At 51.4% G+C, this 21855-nt stretch carries 20 protein-coding genes; 2 read left to right on the top strand and 18 right to left on the bottom strand.

The annotated features are described in order from the left end of the window. Positions 1-67 precede the first annotated feature (67 nt). Together ACYZZ0_RS03690 and ACYZZ0_RS03685 are read right to left on the bottom strand one after the other, a co-directional pair. On the bottom strand, positions 68-295 hold the full coding sequence (locus ACYZZ0_RS03690) for a glutaredoxin family protein (RefSeq protein WP_461535227.1): 228 nt from the start codon (positions 293-295) through the stop codon (positions 68-70). Between the two features lie 93 nt (positions 296-388). Continuing rightward, positions 389-2068 carry a serine/threonine-protein kinase gene (locus ACYZZ0_RS03685; protein WP_461535226.1) on the bottom strand — a complete coding sequence of 560 codons (1680 nt, stop codon included), beginning with the start codon at positions 2066-2068 and terminating at the stop codon, positions 389-391. A 167-nt stretch (positions 2069-2235) separates the two neighbouring features. Between ACYZZ0_RS03685 and ACYZZ0_RS03680 the strand changes: the two genes are divergently transcribed. Continuing rightward, a complete protein-coding gene (locus ACYZZ0_RS03680; protein WP_461535225.1) occupies positions 2236-2673 on the top strand; it encodes a nucleoside deaminase in 438 nt (145 codons plus the stop codon). Positions 2674-2691: 18 nt separating this feature from the next. On the opposite strand, the gene ACYZZ0_RS03675 is transcribed toward ACYZZ0_RS03680, so the two are convergent. The 6 genes from ACYZZ0_RS03675 to ACYZZ0_RS03650 form a co-directional block, all read right to left on the bottom strand. Further along, complete coding sequence (locus ACYZZ0_RS03675) at positions 2692-3108, bottom strand: hypothetical protein (protein ID WP_461535224.1); 417 nt, start codon at positions 3106-3108, stop codon at positions 2692-2694. 87 nt (positions 3109-3195) lie between these two features. Beyond that, a complete protein-coding gene (locus ACYZZ0_RS03670; protein WP_461535223.1) occupies positions 3196-3597 on the bottom strand; it encodes a hypothetical protein in 402 nt (133 codons plus the stop codon). Positions 3598-3727: 130 nt separating this feature from the next. Beyond that, entirely contained in the window at positions 3728-5752 is a 2025-nt protein-coding gene (locus ACYZZ0_RS03665) for an Ig-like domain-containing protein (protein WP_461535222.1), read from the bottom strand. Between the two features lie 22 nt (positions 5753-5774). Further along, positions 5775-7415, bottom strand: coding sequence for a tail fiber domain-containing protein (locus tag ACYZZ0_RS03660; RefSeq protein WP_461535221.1), 1641 nt, complete (start codon positions 7413-7415; stop codon positions 5775-5777). An 80-nt stretch (positions 7416-7495) separates the two neighbouring features. Further along, a complete protein-coding gene (locus tag ACYZZ0_RS03655) occupies positions 7496-8224 on the bottom strand; it encodes a hypothetical protein (RefSeq protein WP_461535220.1) in 729 nt (242 codons plus the stop codon). A gap of 71 nt (positions 8225-8295) precedes the next feature. Then, on the bottom strand, positions 8296-9921 hold the full coding sequence (locus ACYZZ0_RS03650; protein WP_461535219.1) for an eCIS core domain-containing protein: 1626 nt from the start codon (positions 9919-9921) through the stop codon (positions 8296-8298). 117 nt (positions 9922-10038) lie between these two features. On the opposite strand from ACYZZ0_RS03650, the gene ACYZZ0_RS03645 reads away from it, so the two are divergent. Next, positions 10039-11181, top strand: a complete 1143-nt coding sequence (locus ACYZZ0_RS03645) for a hypothetical protein (protein WP_461535218.1) — start codon at positions 10039-10041, stop codon at positions 11179-11181. 2 nt (positions 11182-11183) lie between these two features. On the opposite strand, the gene ACYZZ0_RS03640 is transcribed toward ACYZZ0_RS03645, so the two are convergent. From ACYZZ0_RS03640 to ACYZZ0_RS03595, 10 genes are all read right to left on the bottom strand, one after another. Next, the gene (locus ACYZZ0_RS03640; protein WP_461535217.1) at positions 11184-12182 is read right to left on the bottom strand and encodes a GNAT family N-acetyltransferase; all 999 of its coding nucleotides are present in this window, start codon (positions 12180-12182) and stop codon (positions 11184-11186) included. 5 nt (positions 12183-12187) lie between these two features. Beyond that, positions 12188-12979, bottom strand: coding sequence for a hypothetical protein (locus ACYZZ0_RS03635; RefSeq protein ID WP_461535216.1), 792 nt, complete (start codon positions 12977-12979; stop codon positions 12188-12190). Continuing rightward, positions 12960-13508: a hypothetical protein gene (locus ACYZZ0_RS03630; RefSeq protein WP_461535215.1), complete on the bottom strand. Its 549-nt coding sequence runs from the start codon at positions 13506-13508 to the stop codon at positions 12960-12962. The genes ACYZZ0_RS03635 and ACYZZ0_RS03630 overlap by 20 nt, the downstream gene beginning before the upstream one ends. Positions 13509-13517: 9 nt before the next feature. Then, entirely contained in the window at positions 13518-13778 is a 261-nt protein-coding gene (locus ACYZZ0_RS03625) for a hypothetical protein (protein WP_461535214.1), read from the bottom strand. Between the two features lie 160 nt (positions 13779-13938). Further along, positions 13939-14862: a Pvc16 family protein gene (locus tag ACYZZ0_RS03620; protein WP_461535213.1), complete on the bottom strand. Its 924-nt coding sequence runs from the start codon at positions 14860-14862 to the stop codon at positions 13939-13941. Between the two features lie 85 nt (positions 14863-14947). Then, positions 14948-16957 carry an ATP-binding protein gene (locus ACYZZ0_RS03615; protein WP_461535212.1) on the bottom strand — a complete coding sequence of 670 codons (2010 nt, stop codon included), beginning with the start codon at positions 16955-16957 and terminating at the stop codon, positions 14948-14950. After that, complete coding sequence (locus tag ACYZZ0_RS03610; protein ID WP_461535211.1) at positions 16954-17367, bottom strand: glycoside hydrolase family protein; 414 nt, start codon at positions 17365-17367, stop codon at positions 16954-16956. Before ACYZZ0_RS03610 ends, ACYZZ0_RS03615 begins: the two co-directional genes overlap by 4 nt. A 107-nt stretch (positions 17368-17474) precedes the next feature. Further along, entirely contained in the window at positions 17475-18206 is a 732-nt protein-coding gene (locus ACYZZ0_RS03605; RefSeq protein WP_461535210.1) for a hypothetical protein, read from the bottom strand. Positions 18207-18303: 97 nt separating this feature from the next. After that, positions 18304-21375, bottom strand: a complete 3072-nt coding sequence (locus ACYZZ0_RS03600; protein ID WP_461535209.1) for a contractile injection system tape measure protein — start codon at positions 21373-21375, stop codon at positions 18304-18306. Next, positions 21372-21827: a hypothetical protein gene (locus tag ACYZZ0_RS03595; RefSeq protein ID WP_461535208.1), complete on the bottom strand. Its 456-nt coding sequence runs from the start codon at positions 21825-21827 to the stop codon at positions 21372-21374. Before ACYZZ0_RS03595 ends, ACYZZ0_RS03600 begins: the two co-directional genes overlap by 4 nt. Positions 21828-21855 lie beyond the last annotated feature (28 nt).

Genomic DNA, 21855 nt, shown 5'->3' with positions numbered 1-21855 from the left:
ATTGAATTTCAAATATGTATCTTTTGATTTTAATCAGTCATTCAAAATATTGAATATTCTGGTTAATTCAAGATTTGTATAATTCATCAAAGTTTTTGCTATTCCAACCAACCATTATTTGATCACCTACTTTTAATACAGGCAGGCTACGCGCACCCATAGCGTCCAGTTCACGTCGGCCGCGATGCAGCTTGGCATTCTGTAACCGGTATTTAATACCTTTTGAGTCCAGGTAACGCTGGGCATCCTTGCAATGAGGACATTTGTCCTGCACATAAAGTACGATACGTTTCATAAAAAAATGCACTCCGAAAACCCGAAAAAACCGGAGCGCAATGTAAACAAGACAGTGCTTAAGATCAAGCGGGGTCAGAGGCGATTTCAATGTTTAGCGCCAGCCCGCTTCCAGGCTCTGAATCGATTGTTCAAGGTCCTTGATTTGCAATTGCAGCTGTTCCTGACGCTGGATCAGTTGAGCTATCTGGTGGGTATTCCCTGACTTTTGAGTTTGCTGTTGATTTTCCAGAATAGTATTAATGTGTTCTATTTCTGCTCTGGCTGCATCGAGTTCTGATCTTTTGTCCAGGAGAAGCTGGGTTGTCATGGCTGCCGGCTCGATACGTGATGATGCTTTTGTTTGTTTCGCCTGCATATGTTGCTGCAGGGTTTTGACCTCTTCTTGCAGTTGGCTGATCTCTGTTTCGAGTTGCTCCAGTCGGGATTTTGTCTCTGCGCTTCTTTTCCAGAGCGGCTGTCCAGTCAGTTGAGCCTGTTCATGTTCGAGCCGGGCCAGTTTTTTAAAGGCTGTAGTGTGTTGCGTCTGAAGCATGGCAAAGGATTGCTTTGCCAGAGGTTTACGAGTAAAGAAGGGGTGTTGAAGTGTATCTTCAACGGATGGGCGGTTGTTGGGATCAAGGTCGAGCATTTTCAGCAACAGATCTTTGGCATCAGGTGTGAGCCGCCGATTATTTTTTATCGACTGAATACAGTGGTCGTAGACACTCTGGTGAAATTCATAACCTTCACGGTCTCCCATCATGTTGTATTTGGGGGCAATGATATCAAACAGTTCCCCTGTCATTATTTCAAACATCACGATGCCGGTGGACCAGACATCAGCCTTTGCAGTGTATCCTTCAGGGTCACCTTCTTCAGCGGCAAGGATTTCCGGCGCCATATATTCGTGAGTTCCGGCGAAGTCATGAAACCTGTGTGCTTCGCCTTCTCCCTCACGAGTGGCGCCATAATCGGCCAGACGCACACTGCCGGTATGGTCTATCAGAATATTTTCAATTTTGACATCACGATGGGCAATGCCTTTTTCATGCAGGGTTTTTAGCTGTTCAAGTGTTTGCCGGCTGATGCTCGATGCCAGGGGCAGGGGAAGAGGAGCATCGGTAAACAGCTGTTCATCTCTGCCGTTGCGACCGTGCAACAGGGTGAACAGGTCGGAGCCTCCATGCTCCATAATAATACGGTACTGCTCACTATCTATGTCCCCATGAGCCGGGATTCTGACTGCTTCGGGGTTCATTTTCTGCATTCGGACTTCTTCACGAATAGCGTGGGCTTTTTGACCAGGGTTATGGCGAGGTAGTTTTTGATCCTTAACTACATATTGTCTTTTGAGAGCCCCTGGTAGTGGACCTGCTTTCGCAACGGGATCATCAGTTTTGGCTAGATGAACTGTGCCAAAGCTACCATTGGCCAGCATTTCTCCGAGTTGTACTTGCTTAAGTTCAGGGGCAGGGGACACTTTGCCCATATATTCCGGTACAACACCCCGGGCTTCCTTTTGTGGCTTCAGTTTGTGTTTGGGTGTTACCAGCAAAATAAAGCGTTGAACCAGGCGGCTGGATTTTAATTTCTCCAGCAGCTCACCAAGATATTGTTTGGGAGACTGCAACCGGGCCTTGCGATGGCCAAAAGCCTGCCCCTCAGGCTGTGACTGCTTGAGCGGGTCGGCAGAACCGGCAGGCTGATGAGATGCAACCGGTTTGTGGGAGGTAACAGGTTTACCCATAGTGTCTGCACAGCCATCTGGTTTGAGAAGGACTTTCAGTACCATCGGCTTCAGCCGATTTTGCTTAAATATATACTAATAGTATTTTATACAATCATATATCTTATAAATTAAGCGCCATACTGATATACCGAGCCAAAAAAGAGTTAAATAAAGTAGTGTGAAAATCGAGTTAACAGCTCAATGGGTACACTCAGGGCGGGAGGTTCAACTTGGATCAGTTTCTCAGGGTAGCGATAGAAGAAGCCGAGGCGGGCTTGAAAGAGGGCGGATTGCCTATTGGTTCAGTGCTGGTGCACGATGGCAGGATTATCGGGCGGGGTCATAACCGTCGGATTCAGCAGGGCAGTCCGATTCTGCACGGGGAGATGGATGCGCTGGAAAATGCCGGACGACAGCCGGCATCGGTCTATAAAAACAGTACGCTGTATACAACATTGTCACCTTGTGCCATGTGTACCGGGGCGATTCTGTTGTATGGCATTCCTAGAGTTGTTATTGGTGAGAACAGCAACTTTACGGGTGAAGAAGAACTGTTGAAAAGCAGAGGGGTGGTGCTGGATATCAGGCAGGATCAGGACTGCATCAAACTGATGGGTGACTTTATTCGGCAGCATCCTGATTTGTGGAATGAAGATATCGGGGAGTAGAGGCTGAGTATTGTTGTTTCAAGTGACTGGTTGCCAGGTAATGTTGTCGGTAGAGAAACCAGTCACCTGCCACTGTCCCGTCGGGTTGGTATCGGACACTGGACCAAAAATGCGGTTGCCGGTTTCCGGTGGGGATATAAAAGCCTGCCGGATCAGCTCTCCATTTTCTTCCTTGCGCCAGATGTAGCCATCAAGGGTTGTGGCCAGAATACGACTGTTCTTTGGTAGATCTGAGGTAGCCTGATACAGGGCTTCTATAGTTGGTGCCGAGGTTTCCACATAATCGATTCGCCCCAGGTATCCCATAAACCGGCCAAGATCCTGCTGTTGCTGAGCCACTGACATTACTGTGCGTGCCAGTTGGTCAATTTTCAAAGTTTCCTGATGCAGCTGCAGTAGCAGTGCCTGCAGACTGATTGTTGTTTTGTTATCCATGCTGCGGCTCTGTTGGCAGAATTAATAGAGGAGGGAGCGTGGCTCCCTCCTGTCACGTTGCTCTATAGCTAAGGTCAGAGCTCAGGTTCAGGATGCTGCACCGTCGATAAACTCTTCCTTGCTCCAGTTGTCGCCATCAGCATACTTCCAGAACACGGTCTTGCTGCTGTCGGCATTTTCCATATCTTCAACCAGGTTACCGGCTTCCAGAGAATGGTTTACCCTGGTCAGGTTACCGCCGCTGACCTGATATACCCCGTTTTCAGTGGCGGTGGTCTGGCCGGTCAGCAGGATACGGCTGTTGTCTGCTGCACTGTGGCCGCTCATTGCCATATTGGCGGTTTCAACCTTGGCCACCTTGTCGACAATGCCCACAAAACGGTACAACGACTTTGCCGCCTTCATATTGCCGGCAATATTGTCAGCATTGCTTGCCACGGCAGCTGGATCAATTGCAGCCAGTTTGCCGGACAGGGTTTTATTTGCCATAGGCACTCTCCTTGTATTTTGGGGGGATACTCCGGTTCGCGTCGTACGACGGGTCGAAGCGAGGGAGTCTGGTGTCGATGACCGGGCATCGAAAACAGGCAAAGGCTGGATTAATGTCGAGGGGGAGAATTCACAAAGTGAGATCGTACAGGGTATAGCCGTATACATCGTACCGGATAAAGGCACTGCTGCCGTCGGTATTGCCAATGGCGGTGATACGGCCTGCAGTACCGTCTGCAAATACCACGGTGCCATCGATAAAGTTGCTGATATCAAGGTTGATGCCGTTGTTTGCAAACCAGTTGAAGTTGCCGACCCTGTTGGTTTTGCCGGAAAGGGTATGGGTTGAAGTGGTTGTCAGGGTCGATTTGCCCTGCAGGTGGTTATGTTCTTCCCGGTCTTTTTCATACAGCGCCACAACCTTAATAGCGCTGCTTGCACCGTTCTGGTTGCGGGCAGCTGTCAGTACCAGGTTCTGTTGCGCTGCCAGTATTTGACTGCTGTTGAATGCAGATGCACTGGTTGACTTGCCAAGATAGGTGATAGATGACTGTTTGATGATATACCGACGGCCGGTTTCCGGATTGAGCACCTTGCGGGTATAACCGATCACTTGCTGAATGGTTTCGCCCTTGTCACGCCACTGTCCGTTTTCAAAACGCCAGACTTTATTGGCTTCGATATCACACAGCATGGATTTGTTGAGGCCGCCGCTGAATTTAATATCCAGGTAGGTGGAATCGGGCTGGGAGTAAGTGATGTAACCGTAGGATCGTTTACCCTTGAACCGGTGCAGCTCAGGATCCGAGTTCAGGTCAATAATCATCTCGCTGGCAATATTGTAATTATCAATATCATTCCAGTTGCTGACATAGAATTTGAAGATGTCTTGCTGGCGTTGGATCTTGACCCGAACTTTCTTGCCGGACCAGCCGCCACCGGTACCGATATTGTATTGCTTCAGCAGGCGGTTGGTTGAGCCGATGCTGTCGTAATTCAAATATACCCCACAGCCAGTACTGTGCGGTGGTGTTCCTCCGGTGTTTATCACAATAGTAAGAATATTGTTAACGTCGGCACCCTGGGCATTTTTTTCCCGGGTAAAGGCGGCGACCAGACCGATGGTATCGTCATCACTGTCATTGGAATTCAGTGTGGCCTCAAAGGTATAGTTATCAACCTTCTCATCATCCGGCGCAACAAAGCCGTTCGGCGGATAAACGTTAAGTGGCATCTGTACCCGGTCCGGTCCGGTCAGAAATTGCCAGGCGGCGGCATTACCACTGGCTTCAGACAAACCTGAATAAAACTGGTTACCATCGAAACGTCCCCAGGAATCAAAAACATCCTGAACGGTGGGTGGTGTCTGACTGGCGCGGGCCGTGTTGGTCGTAGCCGTATCCCGGTAGATATACAGTTCTTGTTCGGGTAATGGGGTTACATTGATATAAACCCGCCCGGTCTGTGTCGTGTTCTGGTCATTTCTGACGGTATATTCAAAGCCGGCCGGTTCCCCGGCAATCCCGGTTGAAACAAAGGTTATAGTGTCGTTATTCAGTGATACCGTGCCGCCGGTTGCTGAGCCTACCTGCGTCACGGTCAGCGGCCTGCCGGCGCCGTCAGTATCATTGGCAATCAGTTTGGAGCGGGATATCAGGGCGGTTTCACCTTGCTGCAGATCGAAGGTGTCCGGGTTGCAGATAATCGGTGGAATCGCCACTACCTGCATGGTGACACGCTGAGCTTTGATCTTGCCGATACTGTTACGGGCGGTATATTCAAAACTGGCCGACTGGCCAACACTCCCGGTCGAAGTGAACCTGATATTGCTGCCGTCTTTACTGACGCTGCCATTAACCGGACTTTGAACACTTACCAACTGAACAGGATCATTCCCGCCACTGAATTCATCTACGGCACCGGCCAGAATATTCGATGCCGGAATCGTTGCCGTCTTGGTGGTATAAACCTGAAAGGTTTTTTCAGGTAGCAAAATAGCTTGAGCGGAGGTGCCATGAAAGTCGCCAAAACTCAGGCGTTGCCCCGGCGTTTTATCAAGGTGGGTACTGTACTCTGAAAGTGTATGGGGCGTTTCACCCCCATACTCGGTGGCAATCTGCCCCAGAGATATCGGGCCATTTTGTTGTAATGTCATCTGTCGTCCCTGTCTGCCAAGATTATTGAAGCTTTTTCAGTGCGCTCAGTTCATCCTGCAGGGACGTTACCTGCTGTTTTAGCTCCTTGATGCTTTCAACCAGCAGGCCGGTCAGGTTGCCATAGGCGACAGCCAGGTAACCATTACACTCATGCACGGCTTCCGGCATTACGGCTTCAACATCCTGAGCAATCAGCCCGGTGCTGCGCTTGTCGGTCACCAGATCATTTCGACTGTAGGTAATGCCCTGCAGCTGACTGATTTTCTCAAGCGCATTACCGATTGGTGCAATATCCTGCTTCAGTCGCCGGTCGGAATAGGCGGTAATATCACCATTGGAAGTGATGGTGCCGGTGGCGGTAATGGTACCGGATACCCCGAGGTTGCCGTTCAGCTGGCCACCGGTTTTGGGGAAGAAGGTGCTGTTAGCAAGACTGCGGGTATAGTAGGCCGCATCATGGTTGTGGCCGGCAGTAGCCTTGCCATTCACAGCTGTTTGCAGATTACTGACCGCGGTTGTGCGGGCACTGGTTTCGGCTGAAAGATCGGTTTCAATCTGGCTGACCCGGTTATTGTTGCTGGTAACATAACCGGCAAAGACATCGTCGGAGTCCTTGTCGACCGAATTGATCAGGGCAACGATTTCAGCGAAGGAGTCCTTGTCGGCATCACTGCTCTGCAGAATACTGTCGATCCGCTGCTTCTCAGTAGTAATGGCTTGCTGCAACTGATTGTCTGCCGTCTGACGATTACCGGCTTCGGTATCGATATTCTGTTGCAGGGTCGATTCTGCGGTTGTCGCACGATTTTTTTCTGCGGCAACAGCCTGAGCATTGACTGCGACCTCAGCACTGACCCAGGACTTTCCCGCCACCTCATCCTGAACAAAGCTGCCATCCTTCATCACCGGTACAGTGATATGGTCGGCTGACTCATTAAACGTCAGTATCGCAAGCTCACCTTCATCACCCCGATCCGCTTTTATCACCGCATTTTTTGCCGGAGTGCCGGACTGGTTGGCCAGCAGGGTTAATGATTCCCCGCCGGTTGTCAGCATGCCCTGAACAGAAGCATTACCGGTTGCTGTAACATCGGACAGGGTGGTTAAACCCGAGACGCCCAGTTTGCCGTTTATGCCGGCATCAATATCAACCTGCAGACCGCCGGATATATCAACCTGTGCAGCGTTGACCTGCTTTGCCTTGAAGCTGGAGTTTGGATCATTCAGGGTCAGATCAATGGCTGCCGGCAGGCGGGCATTATTCAGGGTGCCATCAGCGATATTGTCTGCATCCAGCAGTGTCAGTGCAGCACCATTGCCGGTGAAGGCTCCCGCTGTAATGCTGGTACCGCCTGCATTCAGAGTGAGATCAATGGTATTGGGCAGACGCGCGTTACCAAGTGTTCCCTGAGTAATATTGCCGGCATTCAACCGGGTAAGCTCTGCGCCATCACCATTGAAGGTGTCGGCTTTTATTTCAGAATTACCGTTGCGACCGGTCAGGTCGATGTTGTCCGGTAAATGAGTATTGCCGATTTTACCCTTGTCGATCAGCGTGGCATCAGCAACGGAATCAACCAGCTCGGAAAACTGGGCAGCAGTGGGCACCGAACCGGGTTTGAAATAGTCTTTCAGGGTTTGCTTCTGGGTTTCGTTGGCCATTGAACGTTCCTTGTAAAGGGTTCCGGGTTGCCTGGGGAGCGAGTTGAAGGGCAGGGGATAGAAGTCTGGATCAGGTAAGTTTATTCATCGTCAGGAATCAGGCCGATATAGCCGAGGCTCTGCCATATTGAATGATGGTTGACGTACTCATATAGGGTTTCCGGCCGGGTTGCACAGGCATCCAGTGCCATATGGCACGCGCTTGACTGTTCTCCCAGTACCGCCTGCCAGGCGGCAATCACAAAGCAGGAACAGATATGACCGCCGCCTTCTGCATTGATAAACCACGAAGGCGTTTTATTGCTGCATTCTTCTACCAGATAATGCACCTGTCGCCGGGCTTTGGAGCCATAATATGACAAGCCCACCGAGGCACGAATCCCGGCGAGTTTAGAAAAGGACTTAGTTGCCATGGTAATCGAATAGCCGGTGGGATCGATCCAGGTCCAGTCTTCGGAAATATCGTCCCTTTCAGTAACGCCGTATTTACTATGACTTTGACTGTCGGGATGGTTAATCACCCAGCAGCGGGCCTGTTCGGCTACCCGCTGCAGCCGGATAACATCGCCCTGATAGCGGTAAACTTTACAGCCGGTGTTGCCACTGTAATCAATAAACTTCTGACTCAGCAGGTTCAGCTGCAATCCGAGTTCGGTTAAATGAGCGACTTCCGGTATGATGCCATTGCACTGAGCCGTAACAATAGCCACATGCTTCATGTCGGGGGCAAGGCCCCGCTGCTCAAGAAAGTCTTCTGGTTCGAAGTTGTAGAAGATGGTGTCGCCGGGTTGTACATCTGAGACTCTCATGGCGGCTGGCAGATCAATTCAAACTGCTGGATAGTTATAATGAGGATAAGGCGAAGTGATAGTGATGTGTATCATTTTGTGCTTTCCAGCCAAATGGCCAGACTCATGGCTTCTTCAGCAACATCAGGCCATTCGTTCACTGGGACAGAGGCTTTCAGGTGGCGGAACTCAAAAATCCCTCCAGATTCATTTCTGTCGTCTTTGCTATCACCTATATTGGTTGGCGAGCCCAGATTTTCAGTCATGGCCTTTAGTGTTCGATCGGCAGCACCATTTTGATCATCTGTTTCAAATTGCTTTGACCCAAGTCCTTCAATCTGGCTATCAAAACTTGCCAATTCGGTTCCGCTATTTGGATTATATATGTTCTCAATCCAGGAGTTGACGGGTATTCCTTCAAGTATTTCAATTTTAGAAAATTTATCCTTGGTTTCTGCTTTCTTTGACCATTCAACAAATATTAACCTCTCTTTTCTACTCATTAATTTATACAGGTGATGTAGTTTTGTTTTCGGAAGAACTACAAATTGATTCTTCATTACATTGTGCTGGTTCCATTCTGCATTCTTTTGAAAATCTGCATCAGAAGCGGAATTTGTTGATATTAAAATTTGTGTTAAAAGTCCTTGCAGCTTTGATGTATCAAGATCGTCTGTATTTTTATGAACGTCTTTATATTCCTTGATGTAATGTTTAACGTCAGCTATTGCTTGCCTCATGTGGGTTTTCATTTTATCCCATTTCAAATTTTTCGTTTTCTTGTTTTTTCTTTGATCCATTTCAAAATGAGGTAGGTTTTTATTTTCACCATTTGTGGTAGGGATGGAAGGATTGTCCTGGCTTATAATTTCATACATTTGAAGCATTTTAGCTAAAGGTATCCCCATTGTTACCTGAGGATGAGCTGTTGCTGGATGCTTTTTCTTTTTTAACTTAACACCCTTGCTATTTTTCTTCCAATTTACCTGTCCGAATTTATGTTTTATATCGTCTTTCTTAATTGTTTGTTCCGTTCCAGAAATAAGGGATGAAATTAGAGACTTGCTTCTGGTAACTGACTGAACAAGCTTTTCTTTGCCTTCTTTATTTGCTGAAAAAGGGTCAGTAACTATTTCGAGATTACCGTTATCCCCCTCAACTTTGAAGCCATCACCTGTTGCCAGTACCTCTTTATATGAAGATGGCTTTACACTGATACTACTTGTTTCAAACTCCAACCCCAATTTTCTTTGGATGACGGGGGAGTCAATTCTATTAAAGCTATTTCTTGAAAGGGCCACTTTGTCCCGGGTTTGGTGTGGAGCTAAATCTGCCTTAAGCTGTAGTGCTCGAGCCCCCATAACATCTGCCTCTTTTTCCAGCTTCGGGTCATCATTGACTGCTGTTCCATTCTCATGGTTCGTATTCTTAACTCGTCCCTGGGCTTGCTGAACCACATGCCATGCTTCATGAGCGAGGTGTTTTTCCTGGCCTGAAGCGACGTGAATATTGCTTCCCTGTGTATATGCATGAGCATTTAATTGAGCCGGTTTTGATGAGTTATAGTGAACTTTCACATGACTCATATCAATGCCAGATAATTGTTCGATACCATTTTTCAGTTTGTTCGGAAGCCCATCCTTCTTTTGAATGACATCTGCCTGTCTTTTTTGAGCTGCTCCTGATTCCAGTGCATGATTTTGATGCTTCATATACATTTTGGCAGATCCTTTGTGGCTAAATTGGATGGCAGGAAATGTTCCTGCCTTGCATGCGGAGCATGGCGATCTTTAAGCAAGGTCTAAACTGAATAAAAAAACCTCAGGGAAGAAACCGTGGGCAGACTCGGAGATATTGCCAGTCAGGTCGGCAGGCTGTTTCATCAGCCACAGGCTGCCAAAAGTCAGCCGCCATCAGAGCAGACCGGCACCTTCAAACAGTTCGGAGTGCAGAAGTTCGATCAACCGCCACGCTTTAGCGGTGGTCTTCCGGGAACTCAGCAAACCAGTAAGGACTTTCGGTCACTGGACAGCTTCAGGCTGGCTGTTATTGAACCTGATCCAACGCTGTCTCTGTCAGGCGCGGGGCTCCGGGGTGATGCTCTTGATGATTTTGTATTATTTGCTGATCAGTCCCGGCTTCGACCTGAAACCCCAGCTCCTGCACCCGAGCCACCGGTTTTCAAAACTGCTACTACGCCTTCCCCTGAGCCAATAACCACCACGTCATCGCCACAGCTTCCTGAAATAACACCTGAACCGGTTGCCCCCGTGCCTTCTCCCAGGCCGGAGACAACGACTGCACAAGCTACGCCAAAAACTACGACAACCGCACCCGCACCAGAAGAAACACTAACCCCGACGGGTACCAACAAGCCTCAGTCTGCACCACCTCGTCATGCTGAACTGACTGACCAGGTAACAGATGGCGAGGGGGCCGGGCATCTGTACCATGAAGAACTGCTGGATCTGGTCAACGATCTGTTCGAGGGTGAAGATGTTACCCTGCAGGATCTTCAGGACCATCTCGACAGCTCTTATCATTCAACCAGCCGGCTTATGGATGGGGCGAGGGCGATGCGGGCGAAAAACCAGGAGGTTTATGATTCGGCTTCTGGCCTGTTTCATAAAACGGCGCTTAATCTGGTCGCCCGGGATCTGGATAACGCCATTGTCCAGAGTCTGGTCGATACCAGCTCAACCCCGGAAGAATTTCAGAATCAGCTGGCTGCATTGATGGATGTGCCCGGTACGCTTGAAAAATCAATGGATCAACATCTGAAACCCGGTACCAATGCTGCCGGGGCCGTACAGTCCTGGTGGGGAAGTTCATTCAAGCCTGATGCATTGAGTGAAGACCTGCTGCCACTGCTGAAAGACCGGCTGGAAGATGTTCGGGAAGAAGGCGCGATGATGTTTGATGCCCTGAAAAAGAAGCCGGTTCGATTGAAGCCGGAAAACCCTTCTACCGACTTATAAAGCTACAGCACATCACCAGCCGCTGTCGCCTGCTGCAGAAACAGCCGCAATGATTGCTGATCCAGCACTTTACCAGCCGACTGGGTCAGCTTGCGGCCATAAAACCACACTCGTGGTTTATGGTCGGGCAACTGTTGTCCCAGCCGGACAAACCCCGCCCGTTCCAGTGCTCGCCAGCTGATCCGGCTGTCCGGATACACGGCGGTATAAAGCCGTTCCAGCCCACGGGTTTGCATCATTCGTACTGTCAGTCGGATCACCTGAAACGCCAGCTCCGGATGCAGTCCGTCCTGACCCAGCCAGAACACACACCAGCCGTCCTGCCGATGTACTGAAACCTGGCTCAGTCCGCTAAAGCCCAGATCACGATGCATGGCGGCCAGCAGTCGCCGGTTGCCATTATTGAGCCGTTGTCGCCACCAGTCCCGCACGCCACTTTCGCCGGATTGTACGGGCACCTGAATCCGGGCAGCCGTTGCCGGTATCTGGAATAATTCTGTGACCAACGGAAGGTGTCGTAACTGCAGCGGCTCCAGCAACAGTTCCCGGTTCAGGGTGGTGACCGGATAGTACCAGTCAACCGCCTTATGTTGTTGTTCCATCACAGCCAGATCAACCAGCCGCTGCTGAATATCCGGATGTCCCGGTGCTAGCAGCAAAGCACGGTTCAGTCGCATGGAAGCCTGGCGGTAACGGCCAGTCGCCAGCTCGCACAAAGCCAGATTGTAATGCAGTGCCGGCCGCTCGAGATGGCGATGCAGGCAACTGATATAACAGCTGCGGGCCAGCGCCCAGAAGCCCTGCTGCAGAGCATGATTACCCAGCATAAAACAACTGCCGGCACGATAACTGCCACTGTCCAGCGGTGTCGGAAAAATATGCTGCGGTGGTCGCAACGGTAATTTGCCCAATACCGAACAATCGGTCAGTAATGCCTGCGGCGACAAGGCTGGCATGGATGAAGATGGCGGAGGTATGGCGCCCGAACCCGATACAGCCATACCCGTCAGCGACGAAGCATTTGATTCTTGTCACGGCTGGACTGGGTGGTGCCGAAGAAAAACTGCATCGAGCCGATCCAGGCCGTAGACAATGCGCCCAGCATAACCTGCAGCACGGCTTCATTATTGGGGTCGGCATGGCCGAGAATCATCGCGGTCAGTACCAGAAAGAAACCCAGCGTCAGCAATACTGACAGAATACCCGGCATCCGGTCCTTCAGCTGCATCTGACGGTTGCGGGCATCTTTCTTGTCGTCATACACCAGTTGTTGTTCACGAATACCCAGCTCCCGTAACTGTACCCGTACGTCCTTGTCGAGATTTTTCAGCTTGTTGAGATCTTCAACCCTCGCGGCACTGAGGGTGGTGGCAATATCATCTTCGGTGGCCTGGGGGTCATCCAGCAGGGTTTCCGCCAGCATGCTGACAGCCACTCCTGCCAGCGGGCCGCCCAGCATTCCGGCCAGCGTCGGGGCAACACTGCTGACCAGATCCTTCCACTGTGCATTCTCCATGGCGATGTCCTTTTCCGGAGTATCTTTCTGGCTTGCCACGGCCATTCCGTTGGCTGTGGGTTCATTGTCGTAATCCTGCGCATCATCATACTGATCCGTAGCCCGATGGTTAGGAGCCTGATGATTGTCATAGGGGTGACTGTCGTTTTTCGGTTGTTTTACGGGTGAGGGCGCAAGCGTATCCATGGCAATTCCCTGTATATCGCCCAGGGCTTTGCTGCTGTTGATACAACATGGAGCGGCCTGGGCATCGACAGCCGGATCAATCCGTGTTCCGGCCATTCAGCTGTCGGGCCAGATGTCCCAGCAGCTGGTTTTCGGCTTCGCACAGCTGGCTGTAAACCTGTTCATAACGCTGATTCCAGCGCCGGTCCCAGTTGCGCTTGTCGATGGCTGCAAAGCGGTAGCGAGCTGCGGTTGTCATGGGTATCCGCCCTTTGCCGCGGCAGGGTGAGCAACTCAAACCCCGGCGGGTAATGCCGCGACCACCACACTGTTTACAGTGATGAGCCGATAGCAGTTCATGGCAGGCCAACTGTGCCAGTTTGACCAGTACCGCCTTGCGACAACGCCAACTTTCCTGCTCCGCCAGTTTCAGTACCTGTTCGGTCATCAACACCAGCAATACCTTGCCCTGGTGACGGTCGTCGCAGAATTTTGCCCGGGCAAGAGCCAGCGGAATAGGCGGCAACTGGCCCATGCCCAGCGCCGCAGCAACATCTTCCCACTGCAGGGACTTATAGGCGGCACCACTGCGCTGCCAGGACGGACTTCTCAGGTTTAACAACTGCAGTTGCAAAGCTGGATGCATACCGAACCCTCATACTTGTTCAGCATGAAGCTGGCTGCGCTCAAGATAACGCTGCTGCCGGGCCTGCAGCCGTGACTGATATCGAGCATAGGGCTGGTAAATACCCTGCCAGCTGACCAGACCCTCGGTCTTGCTGATAATATTCAGGGCCTGCTGAGGTCGTGGCGCCCGCTCCAGTCGTCGCCAGGACGCTACTGTGCGCAGTGGTACATCCAGCAGTTGTGCCACAACCTTGTCGGATTGCTTCTGAATAAAGACGGCCAGTTCCATGGGTATCCCCTTTTGATAGCGATCGGTGAACGTTTCGTGCTCAGTCACTATCGGTATACCGCAGGGATTTGGCGGTGCTCAAAAAGTCATGATTGTTAACCGTCGTTAACGGTATATTGCGGCATAGCAGGGCTTTTCATGGAATGGAAAGTAGCAGCGGTTATAGCGTCAGATGACGGGTAACCGGTATCGGGTTGCCACTGCCGTCGCTGCCAACCAGCACTGACTGGAAGTTAGGTAAACCACCCTGACCATTTTCTGCCCAGATTACATAAGTGCCGGGGCCAATATTCTGGAACGCATAAAAGCCGTTATCGGTTGGCCGGGTTTCCCGGTACGATACCGGGTTACCACTGTCAGTAGACTGCAGATTTACAGTCACTGTTGCGTAATCAATCGATCCCCCGATGACATTACCGGAAATAATCAGTGCCGGAGGCTTGTCCGGCACCTGACGACTTTCACCGGGAGGGGGTATTTTCTTGAAACGCCGCTTCAGTTCGGTGATCACCGGCGTGCTGACCTTGCCATGAACATCAACCGGCACGGTTAACTCCAGGCTGATCACCGGCTTGGGGTGAGCACCCAGAGCATTCCAGAATTCGCCCTGGGTCCGCTTGTTATCCTGATCCAGCAGTATTTTCACAGTCACACCGGCGGGGCCGGGCTGATAACCATAGGTGTTCAGCATATCCGGCGGAATACTGTGGTGTTTACCCAAACCCTGCACAATCCTTGAAAGTAACAGTTGTTCGACCAGAGCATTATCTTCCGGACCCCGGCTCCAGCAGCTGATCATATAATTCAGATTAACCAGCCGTGGCAGCCGCGACATGGGCGCCGAGTTACCACTGCGTGCGCCCAGGCTGAAACTGTCGGCACTGCGTCGCTCCAGATTATCCTGCAGGCTGTACAGGTACATATTAATAACCGGCTCGGCGGGCAGGGTGGAGACAAACTCCTTGTCCGGAACTTCCAGACTGATTTTCACGCCGGACTTGTCGGTATCACCGAGCAGGACATCCCGCTCGACCAGATCCTTCAGAGTCAGGCTGACTGCCTCGAACGGGGTGTGATCACTCATAGCCGGAATTCCGCCAGATTATTGTTATTTGATAGATGTTGTTCAGGTTGAGGAGTCTGCTGCAGATGCTTGTAATATAAGCGTTTTATTCCAGCCAGCCGGCCAGTTTTTGTGCCGCAAGAAAGGTGCTGTCGTGTTTCTGATATTCGCGCCGGATTGCACCCGCAAGATGTTGTCGGGTCACTGTTGGCTGTTCTTCGTCATCCGCTTCGGACAGGGCCAGCAACAGTGTGTGCTGACAGATATTACGAATCTGGGCGCCGGTCAGTTCCAGTTTTGACGCCAGATCTGCCGCACCAATTCCGGCTATTGGCGGTAGTCGTTCAAGCCACTGCTGCCACAGGGTTGTTCTTGCTGCTTCATCAGGCCGGGCAAACTCGATACTGAACTGCAGCCGCCGCAGAAAGGCTTTATCCAGATTGGTCTTGAAGTTGGTGGCCAGAATCAGCAGGCCGTTATAGCTTTCAATACGTTGCAGCAGATAACTGACACCCATATTGGCATTCTTGTCATGGCTGCTTTTTACCTCACTGCGACGGGCAAACAGTGCGTCGGCCTCATCGAAAAACAGCATGCCATTGTGGTGTTCTACCTCGGCAAACAGGGTATCCAGGTGCTTTTCGGTTTCGCCAATCCATTTGCTGGCAATATTGGCCAGATTCACTTTATACAGCGGTAGCCCCAGTGTTGATGCCAGCGTTTCTGCGGCCATGGTTTTGCCGGTCCCCGGTGAACCGGAGAACAGTGCCATAATCCCGATAGATGAGCATAGTTCACGCTCCTGCAACAGCTGTCGTAACCGATAGCGTTCGCCCAGTTCATGCAGCTGGGCACCGGCATCCGGGCGCAATACCAGCGGTACATCCTTGTCGTTCGGTTGTACCCGGGTAGCCAGCCCGGACAGACTTAGAGGCGTACGGGCCACACACTGTTGCAGCACCCGGTCAGTGGTTATGGCATGGCGACGGTGCACCAGCTCCAGCAACACTTGCTGGATATCGCCTGGCAATAGCCGGTAGCGGCGGGCTACTGTGCGCCAGGATACCCGTCGCAGCTTTAGTGGTAATGCTTCTGCCAGTGTCGTCCAGAGCGAAACCGCGTGTTTATAATCGGGTATACCCAGCTGTATCGTAACCGGATGATGATGGGCCAGTATTGCTGGCCACAAATCTGGTGAAGATTCCCCAGATGTTGCTGTAAACCAGATCCGGGCTGTAGTGTGTTGTTGTAGCCAGTGGTTCAGCAGACAAACTGCTGCCGGTTGTTGCTGCAGCGCTTTCAAACCGTCAGGCCATAACAGTTCGGCATCCGCCAGAGTCAGAAATCGCACTATATCCCGCAGCATGGTGATGGGTGCGGAATACTGCCACAACCGTTCATTGTTAAGTAAATACAGTTGTCGCCCGTCACTGGATGCCTGCCACAGAGCCAGGCTGGTTCGACCACTGCCTGATTCTCCCTGAAGCTGGATGCAACGTGACTGAATATCTTTATCCGGTGGCAGCAGCTTGTGTGATGGCAGGGTAAAGAGATTCAGACACAGGGCATCCGGATCACCAATCAAGGGTTGCTGCTGAAGATAAGCCAACAGATCAGGCGCCACTTCCAGGTTACCACTCAGGCAATAACCGGCATCTGCCGGTGGTTGCAACAGGCGATAGTAAAGCAGAGGGCTATCTGCTCCCAGCTGCTGTTGCCATTGCTGTGATTGCGCCGGACTTTCTGCCAGCAAGTCCAGTAGCCAGTCGAGGCTGGCCTCCGGCCGGGAGCGGGGGTTCAGCTCCTGGTAAAGCCCCCGGTAATGACTGTTCAGTGCCGGTAATGCAGCGAGCAACACCAGTGCCAGCTGCCATTGTGAGAGATTAAACAGCTGCTTTAGTCGAGCCAGTTCTTCGCTTTGTCCCAGCTGCTGTAACAACTTTTCCCGGTAACTGCGCCAATCGGCGACGGCCTGCTGATAAGTTTCAGTATTGCCAGCTTCATCTTCCGAGCTGCTGGCCAGCTGCCAGATGCCGTCTATCAGCGCAGCTATTCCGGCCAGTTCTTGCTGAACGGTCGGTGTTGAGGGAGCCGATTCAGGGTGAGCGTCCGTCACGGTTGCCCCCGCTTCATCTGCCCGGCCAGCTCACTGGCTCTGCCTTTTACCTGTCGGGCCCAGCGGGAATTCAGCATTTCCCTTGCTGCAGTAGCAAAGTCACGCTGTTCGACCGCGGCCAGCATATGTCTGAAACCACTGAACGCTGGCAGCCCCATATTGAATACCATATTAATCAGCACATCGCGCCGTACCGGATCCAGCCCCAGCACAAACGGGAAAGCCCGTTCCAGCTCAGCCCTGGCCCGGGCAATATCATGGCGTAACAGCAGCAGTGCTTCGTCTTCGGTAATACCGTTATCATCCAGATTACGACCAACGCCAATGGTCAGTTTGCCGACAGTATCGGTATACGGCGTCAGCCGCAGACCTTCATGCCGGATCAGCGCCTGTTCCAGCGTTTCGGGCATGGCAGTGTCCTTATAAAATCAGTTTGAGAGAGTGAGGGGCGGGTGATCAGAAATGGAATACAGGTCAGATTGATACCGCCGGGGTGGCGGTATCAACGAAGAGTGTCTTACTTTAGCTTCAACAGGCCAAAACCACTGGCTTCCAGTGCTTCCCATGCATGATATAGAGCACCTTTAACATCCTTTTTATCCGGGGCGTGTTTCATTTCGAATTCAAAGAAGCGAACTTCGATCTGTTTGTGAGTCTGCAGCAGGGCTGCAATCATTTCATCCCGGCCAACACCCCCGCCGCCATAGGCAAACATGGCATCAGATACGGCAACCATCGCTTTTGAAGTCGGGCTCAGTCGTCGGGTTTCATTGACGAAGCCTCCCCATTTATCGTCAACGACAATCATGACGTAGTCTACGCTGGGGAATTTCCCGGGCAGATCTGGAGGTAAAGTAGGTAAAGCAGGTAACTTCGAATTAAGTGTCGGAACGGCCTGACTGGAAACAATGCCCGTGGTGGTGTAACCCATGGATTTGGCCAGAGGGTACATCTGACCAATACCATCTGGTGTGCCCCCGATATTGATGATCCACTTGTCAGCAGGGTAGTTTGCCAGCATTCCCCTGACTTCTTTTGCCAGTCTGGCCTCATCCTGGTACCCAGCACCGGAAAAACCCACCAGGGTCAGTACTTTTTTCCCTTGCTTCCACTGCTGGAATTTTTCCATAACTGTAGCGTGATCCGTCGCAACGTCGATAAGTTCCGTTGCATGAACCTGGGCGGTGAGAAACAGGCTGCTGCCCAGCAGCCAGAAGGGCCTGAAGAATCGACGCAGTGATACAAGCATATAATTTCCTTTTTCTGGTTATTGGCATGAGGTGGTATGCCTCAGATCCGGTACATCCATGCCAATAAGTGTAGATAGGAAATGCAGCCTGATGAGGTTACTTCAGTTGAATGGCCGGCGTTTTCCAGTGAACACTCAATAATCCACCCAGCCAGGGCAGGGTAATCATACTGACCGGCCAGGGCAGGGCTTGCAGCAGAATATCCTGAGCCTTGTCTTCTACGGTCAACTTCCAGCCATTGTCATAAGTCTTCCAGTGGCCGTTGCGCTGCAAAAAGAGGTTGCGCAGTCCGGCCGGGGTGATATCCCGTAATGCCGACCACTGACTGATGACTGCTGCCAGCAACTGATCAGCGTGTTGGCACCGGGAATCAGCCAGTGTTGGCAAGGTGTCAGGTATCTCTGCCGGTTTGAGCCCGGTTATCAGCGCCGTGGTCATTCGGTTTTGCTGTTGTACTTCCGGACAGGCGTCGGTGCCGGCAATATATTCCAGCAGAGCCATGGCCTGATGCTGATGGCAGATATCGATAAAAGACTGATCGGCTGCCAGCAGCTCGCACTGGTTGAAAAGCCGTGACAGATGAGGCCACAGGAGCACCAGTCCTGCATTCTGCACTTCAATACTTTCATTGGCTGACAGCTCCGGCATAGAGTACCGGGCTTGAGGTCCGGAACGGGATTTTTCGGTATTAAGGGTTTGTTCCAACTGCCGCAGCGTTTGTTGCAAGGAATGACTGATGTCGGCTGCGGCTTGTGACAGGCTTGCCCGTGTATCCGGGTCAGCATCGGGAACGTCCAACAGATTTGAAGCCGGAGAACTGTAAGCTTTGTTGCTGGTTGTGGTCTTTGGTATACCTTTCTGCTGCTGCACTTCTGTGACTTCTTCCTTAGCTGGATGACAGAGCCCGGCTAAGTCGGTAACCGTCTGACCCGAAGAGCTGAAGGTCTCATGTCGAGAACCAAATGTCAGTTGTTGTGCCAGTATCTGCCGGGCAACAGTCAGCCGGCGCTGGTTATCGTCCCGTACAGATACAGGACAGTGCTCTGATCGTAACAGGCGTCGCTGAACAGACATCAGGGTTTTAATCTGCTCGATGCCTTGCTGAATTGATGATCGCGGGAACTGCTGGAGATAAAGCTGTGCCGGATCAAGTTGCTGCAGCCACTGTTGCCAGCGCTGCCGACGGGAAGAAAACCACTGCTTTAGAGTGGGGCTTTCCTGTGAGGCCTGTTGGAGCAAAGCCTTTATAAAATAGATGCTCCGGGCCAGCATGATCCTGTCTTGTATCTCCGGTAAGGCCTGTTGCCAGGAATGGATTGCAGAATGCCAGGTATCAGCCGTGGCCTGAAGCGGCAACTGCTGTAATTCACTGTGCCACTGTTGTTGTTTTCGTTGCAGTTCCGGATCTGGAGATGGTACTGAGGATGTGGCGCTCCGGGTGTTTGCTGTTTGCCCGGACGCATCTTCAGTCGTTCGTTCTGCAGAGACCTTTTGGTTGAAGGTATTTTCATAAGGCTGCCGGGATTGAGGTAAAGCTGCCCGCGGCTGTTGACGTGTGTGATGCGTATCAATGGCTGCTGATGTGTGATCACAGCGCTTTATATGCTGTTCGGGAGTACTGTCTGAACGCGCTTCCTGTGGTGCAGGCTGACCCGATACCGTTTCAGCTGACAGCAGGAGCAGCGGTGACTGCTCCACGGCAGTGAGAATCCGCTGCAACCAGCGCTGTTGTGACGGTATCGGTATGTCCTGCGCCTGACGACACCACTGATCGATCACCCGCACCAGTTTCAGTGGCAACTCCGGGAAGCTTAAAAGCTGAAGCAGTTCGGGATGAATCAGTGCTACTGATAATTCAGCACTGTCCAGATCAGGGTTGTACAAGGCCGCGGCAGGACTACGGATCTGTTTTTCCTCTGGTGAGGAGGGCAGCAGAGTGGAAGGGTCGGGGTACAGTGCACGTTCTTTTTTATCCGGAATTGTAGCTTCACAGTCAGAGTCGTTTGGTGTCAGTACCGGTTTATGTCCTGATTGTTGTGCCCTGGTCATATGTCCAGTCAATACCCCTGATGACTGTTCCGGGCTCTGATGTTGATTATTATGGCTTTCCGGGATACCGGCATGCTGTAACGATTCTGGCTTCCCTTGGCTTTTAACAGCCCTTTGAGCTGTTTCTGCAATGCATTGTCGCATCATTTTTTCGAACTGCCGCAATTGATGTTCCAGCGTTTCCGGCATCAGTGCGGGCTGATCAAATGCGTCGGGTGATGCGTTTTTAAATGATACTGTATATTTGTCCAGTGCTAGGTATAATACACGGACTTCTTGTAGTGTTTGATGCAGGGTTTCTGACAGGATCCTGCTTTTTTTTTCGGTTTCCTTACTACTCTCTGTCTGTTTTGACAGGGTATCCAGACTCTGTAACAGCCGGTCTATCTTTGTCCTCAAAAGCTTTGCTGACGACAGTGAGTCAGGCTGGGTCAATCTGTTTCGATCAATACCCGCTACGGACTGTCTAGCAATACTCCGCTCAAGACTGTTACCGGCTATATCTCTGCTATCACCAGCCGGTACCGTTTCAAAATACCCCTTGTTACCAGCCGTACTATCTTCTGCGCTGCCAACCTCGTTACCGGAATATCCGGGAAACAGTTCAATACCAGAGTCTGTTCCAGGTTGTTCCAGCTGTTGCAGTAAATCTGTAGTGGAATATTCACGCTGCAATAAGTCAGTAATTTGAAATTGTGTTCTATCTGAAGAGGTTGCAACGTCTATGTGATGTTCAGCTTCAGGTTGTTCCGGTTGTTTATGCTGCGATGCTATTGGCTGAAGATCTTGCCGGCTGCTATCAGAGGCTGGACCGTTCTCTATCTCCTGTTGTAACTGCTCAAAACATTGGTCCAACCGGGCAACCAACAACTGCTCAAGCTCTTGTTCCAGTAGCAACAGATTGGAGGTGTTGTTGTCGGTCAGCTGCAGTTCATCCAGCTCGATATTAATCCGGTCGATACTGACAGGATGATTGACTGCCGGTGGCTGATAGGCTTCCAGCGTCCGGTAGACAGCCTGCTCCAGCCGTGTTGTCAGCGCTGTTTCCGGTTGCTCGTAACTGAACACAAAGTTGAGCTTCAGCTTTTCTACTTCCGAGCTGGCCTGAGTCTCACTCACCGACGCAATTTCCGGATTTCATCCGCGGCTTCACGGTAAGCCAGGTAACGAGAATCTTTGGCATTGGCAATGCCCAGATTGATAAAGGCCTCTTCGCTGCCTTCATCCTGCTGTTCGCACCACAGTTTGATCAACCGGTGGGTTTCCATATCTTTCAGCCGTTCGGCCTGCTGGCTGGCGCGTTGCTGTGCCTTTTCAGCATTGATACTGTGTTGCCACAAACCCTGGCCATCGCTGACGACCGGCTGGCCATCGACCGGCAATATCTGACCGGAATACAGTTTGAACTTGACCTGATCGCCTTGAATGGTTGGCTGCCACTCCGGCTTGCCGGCAGTCGGGTTGATCTGCACCCAGAACACAGCGGGGTTGCAGAGCGAGAAAGGTTTGTCGTGCAGCTTGAAACTCATCACCAGCCCGTTACTGCGGCTGCATTTCAGATATTTGGCCATTATTGTTTATCCATCAGAAGTAAACTGA

Origin of the sequence: Spongorhabdus nitratireducens, from assembly GCA_947387575.1 — a bacterium.
Classification (GTDB): Bacteria; Pseudomonadota; Gammaproteobacteria; order Pseudomonadales; family Endozoicomonadaceae; genus CANDOC01.
This window is presented reverse-complemented; position numbering and strand designations above follow the sequence as displayed.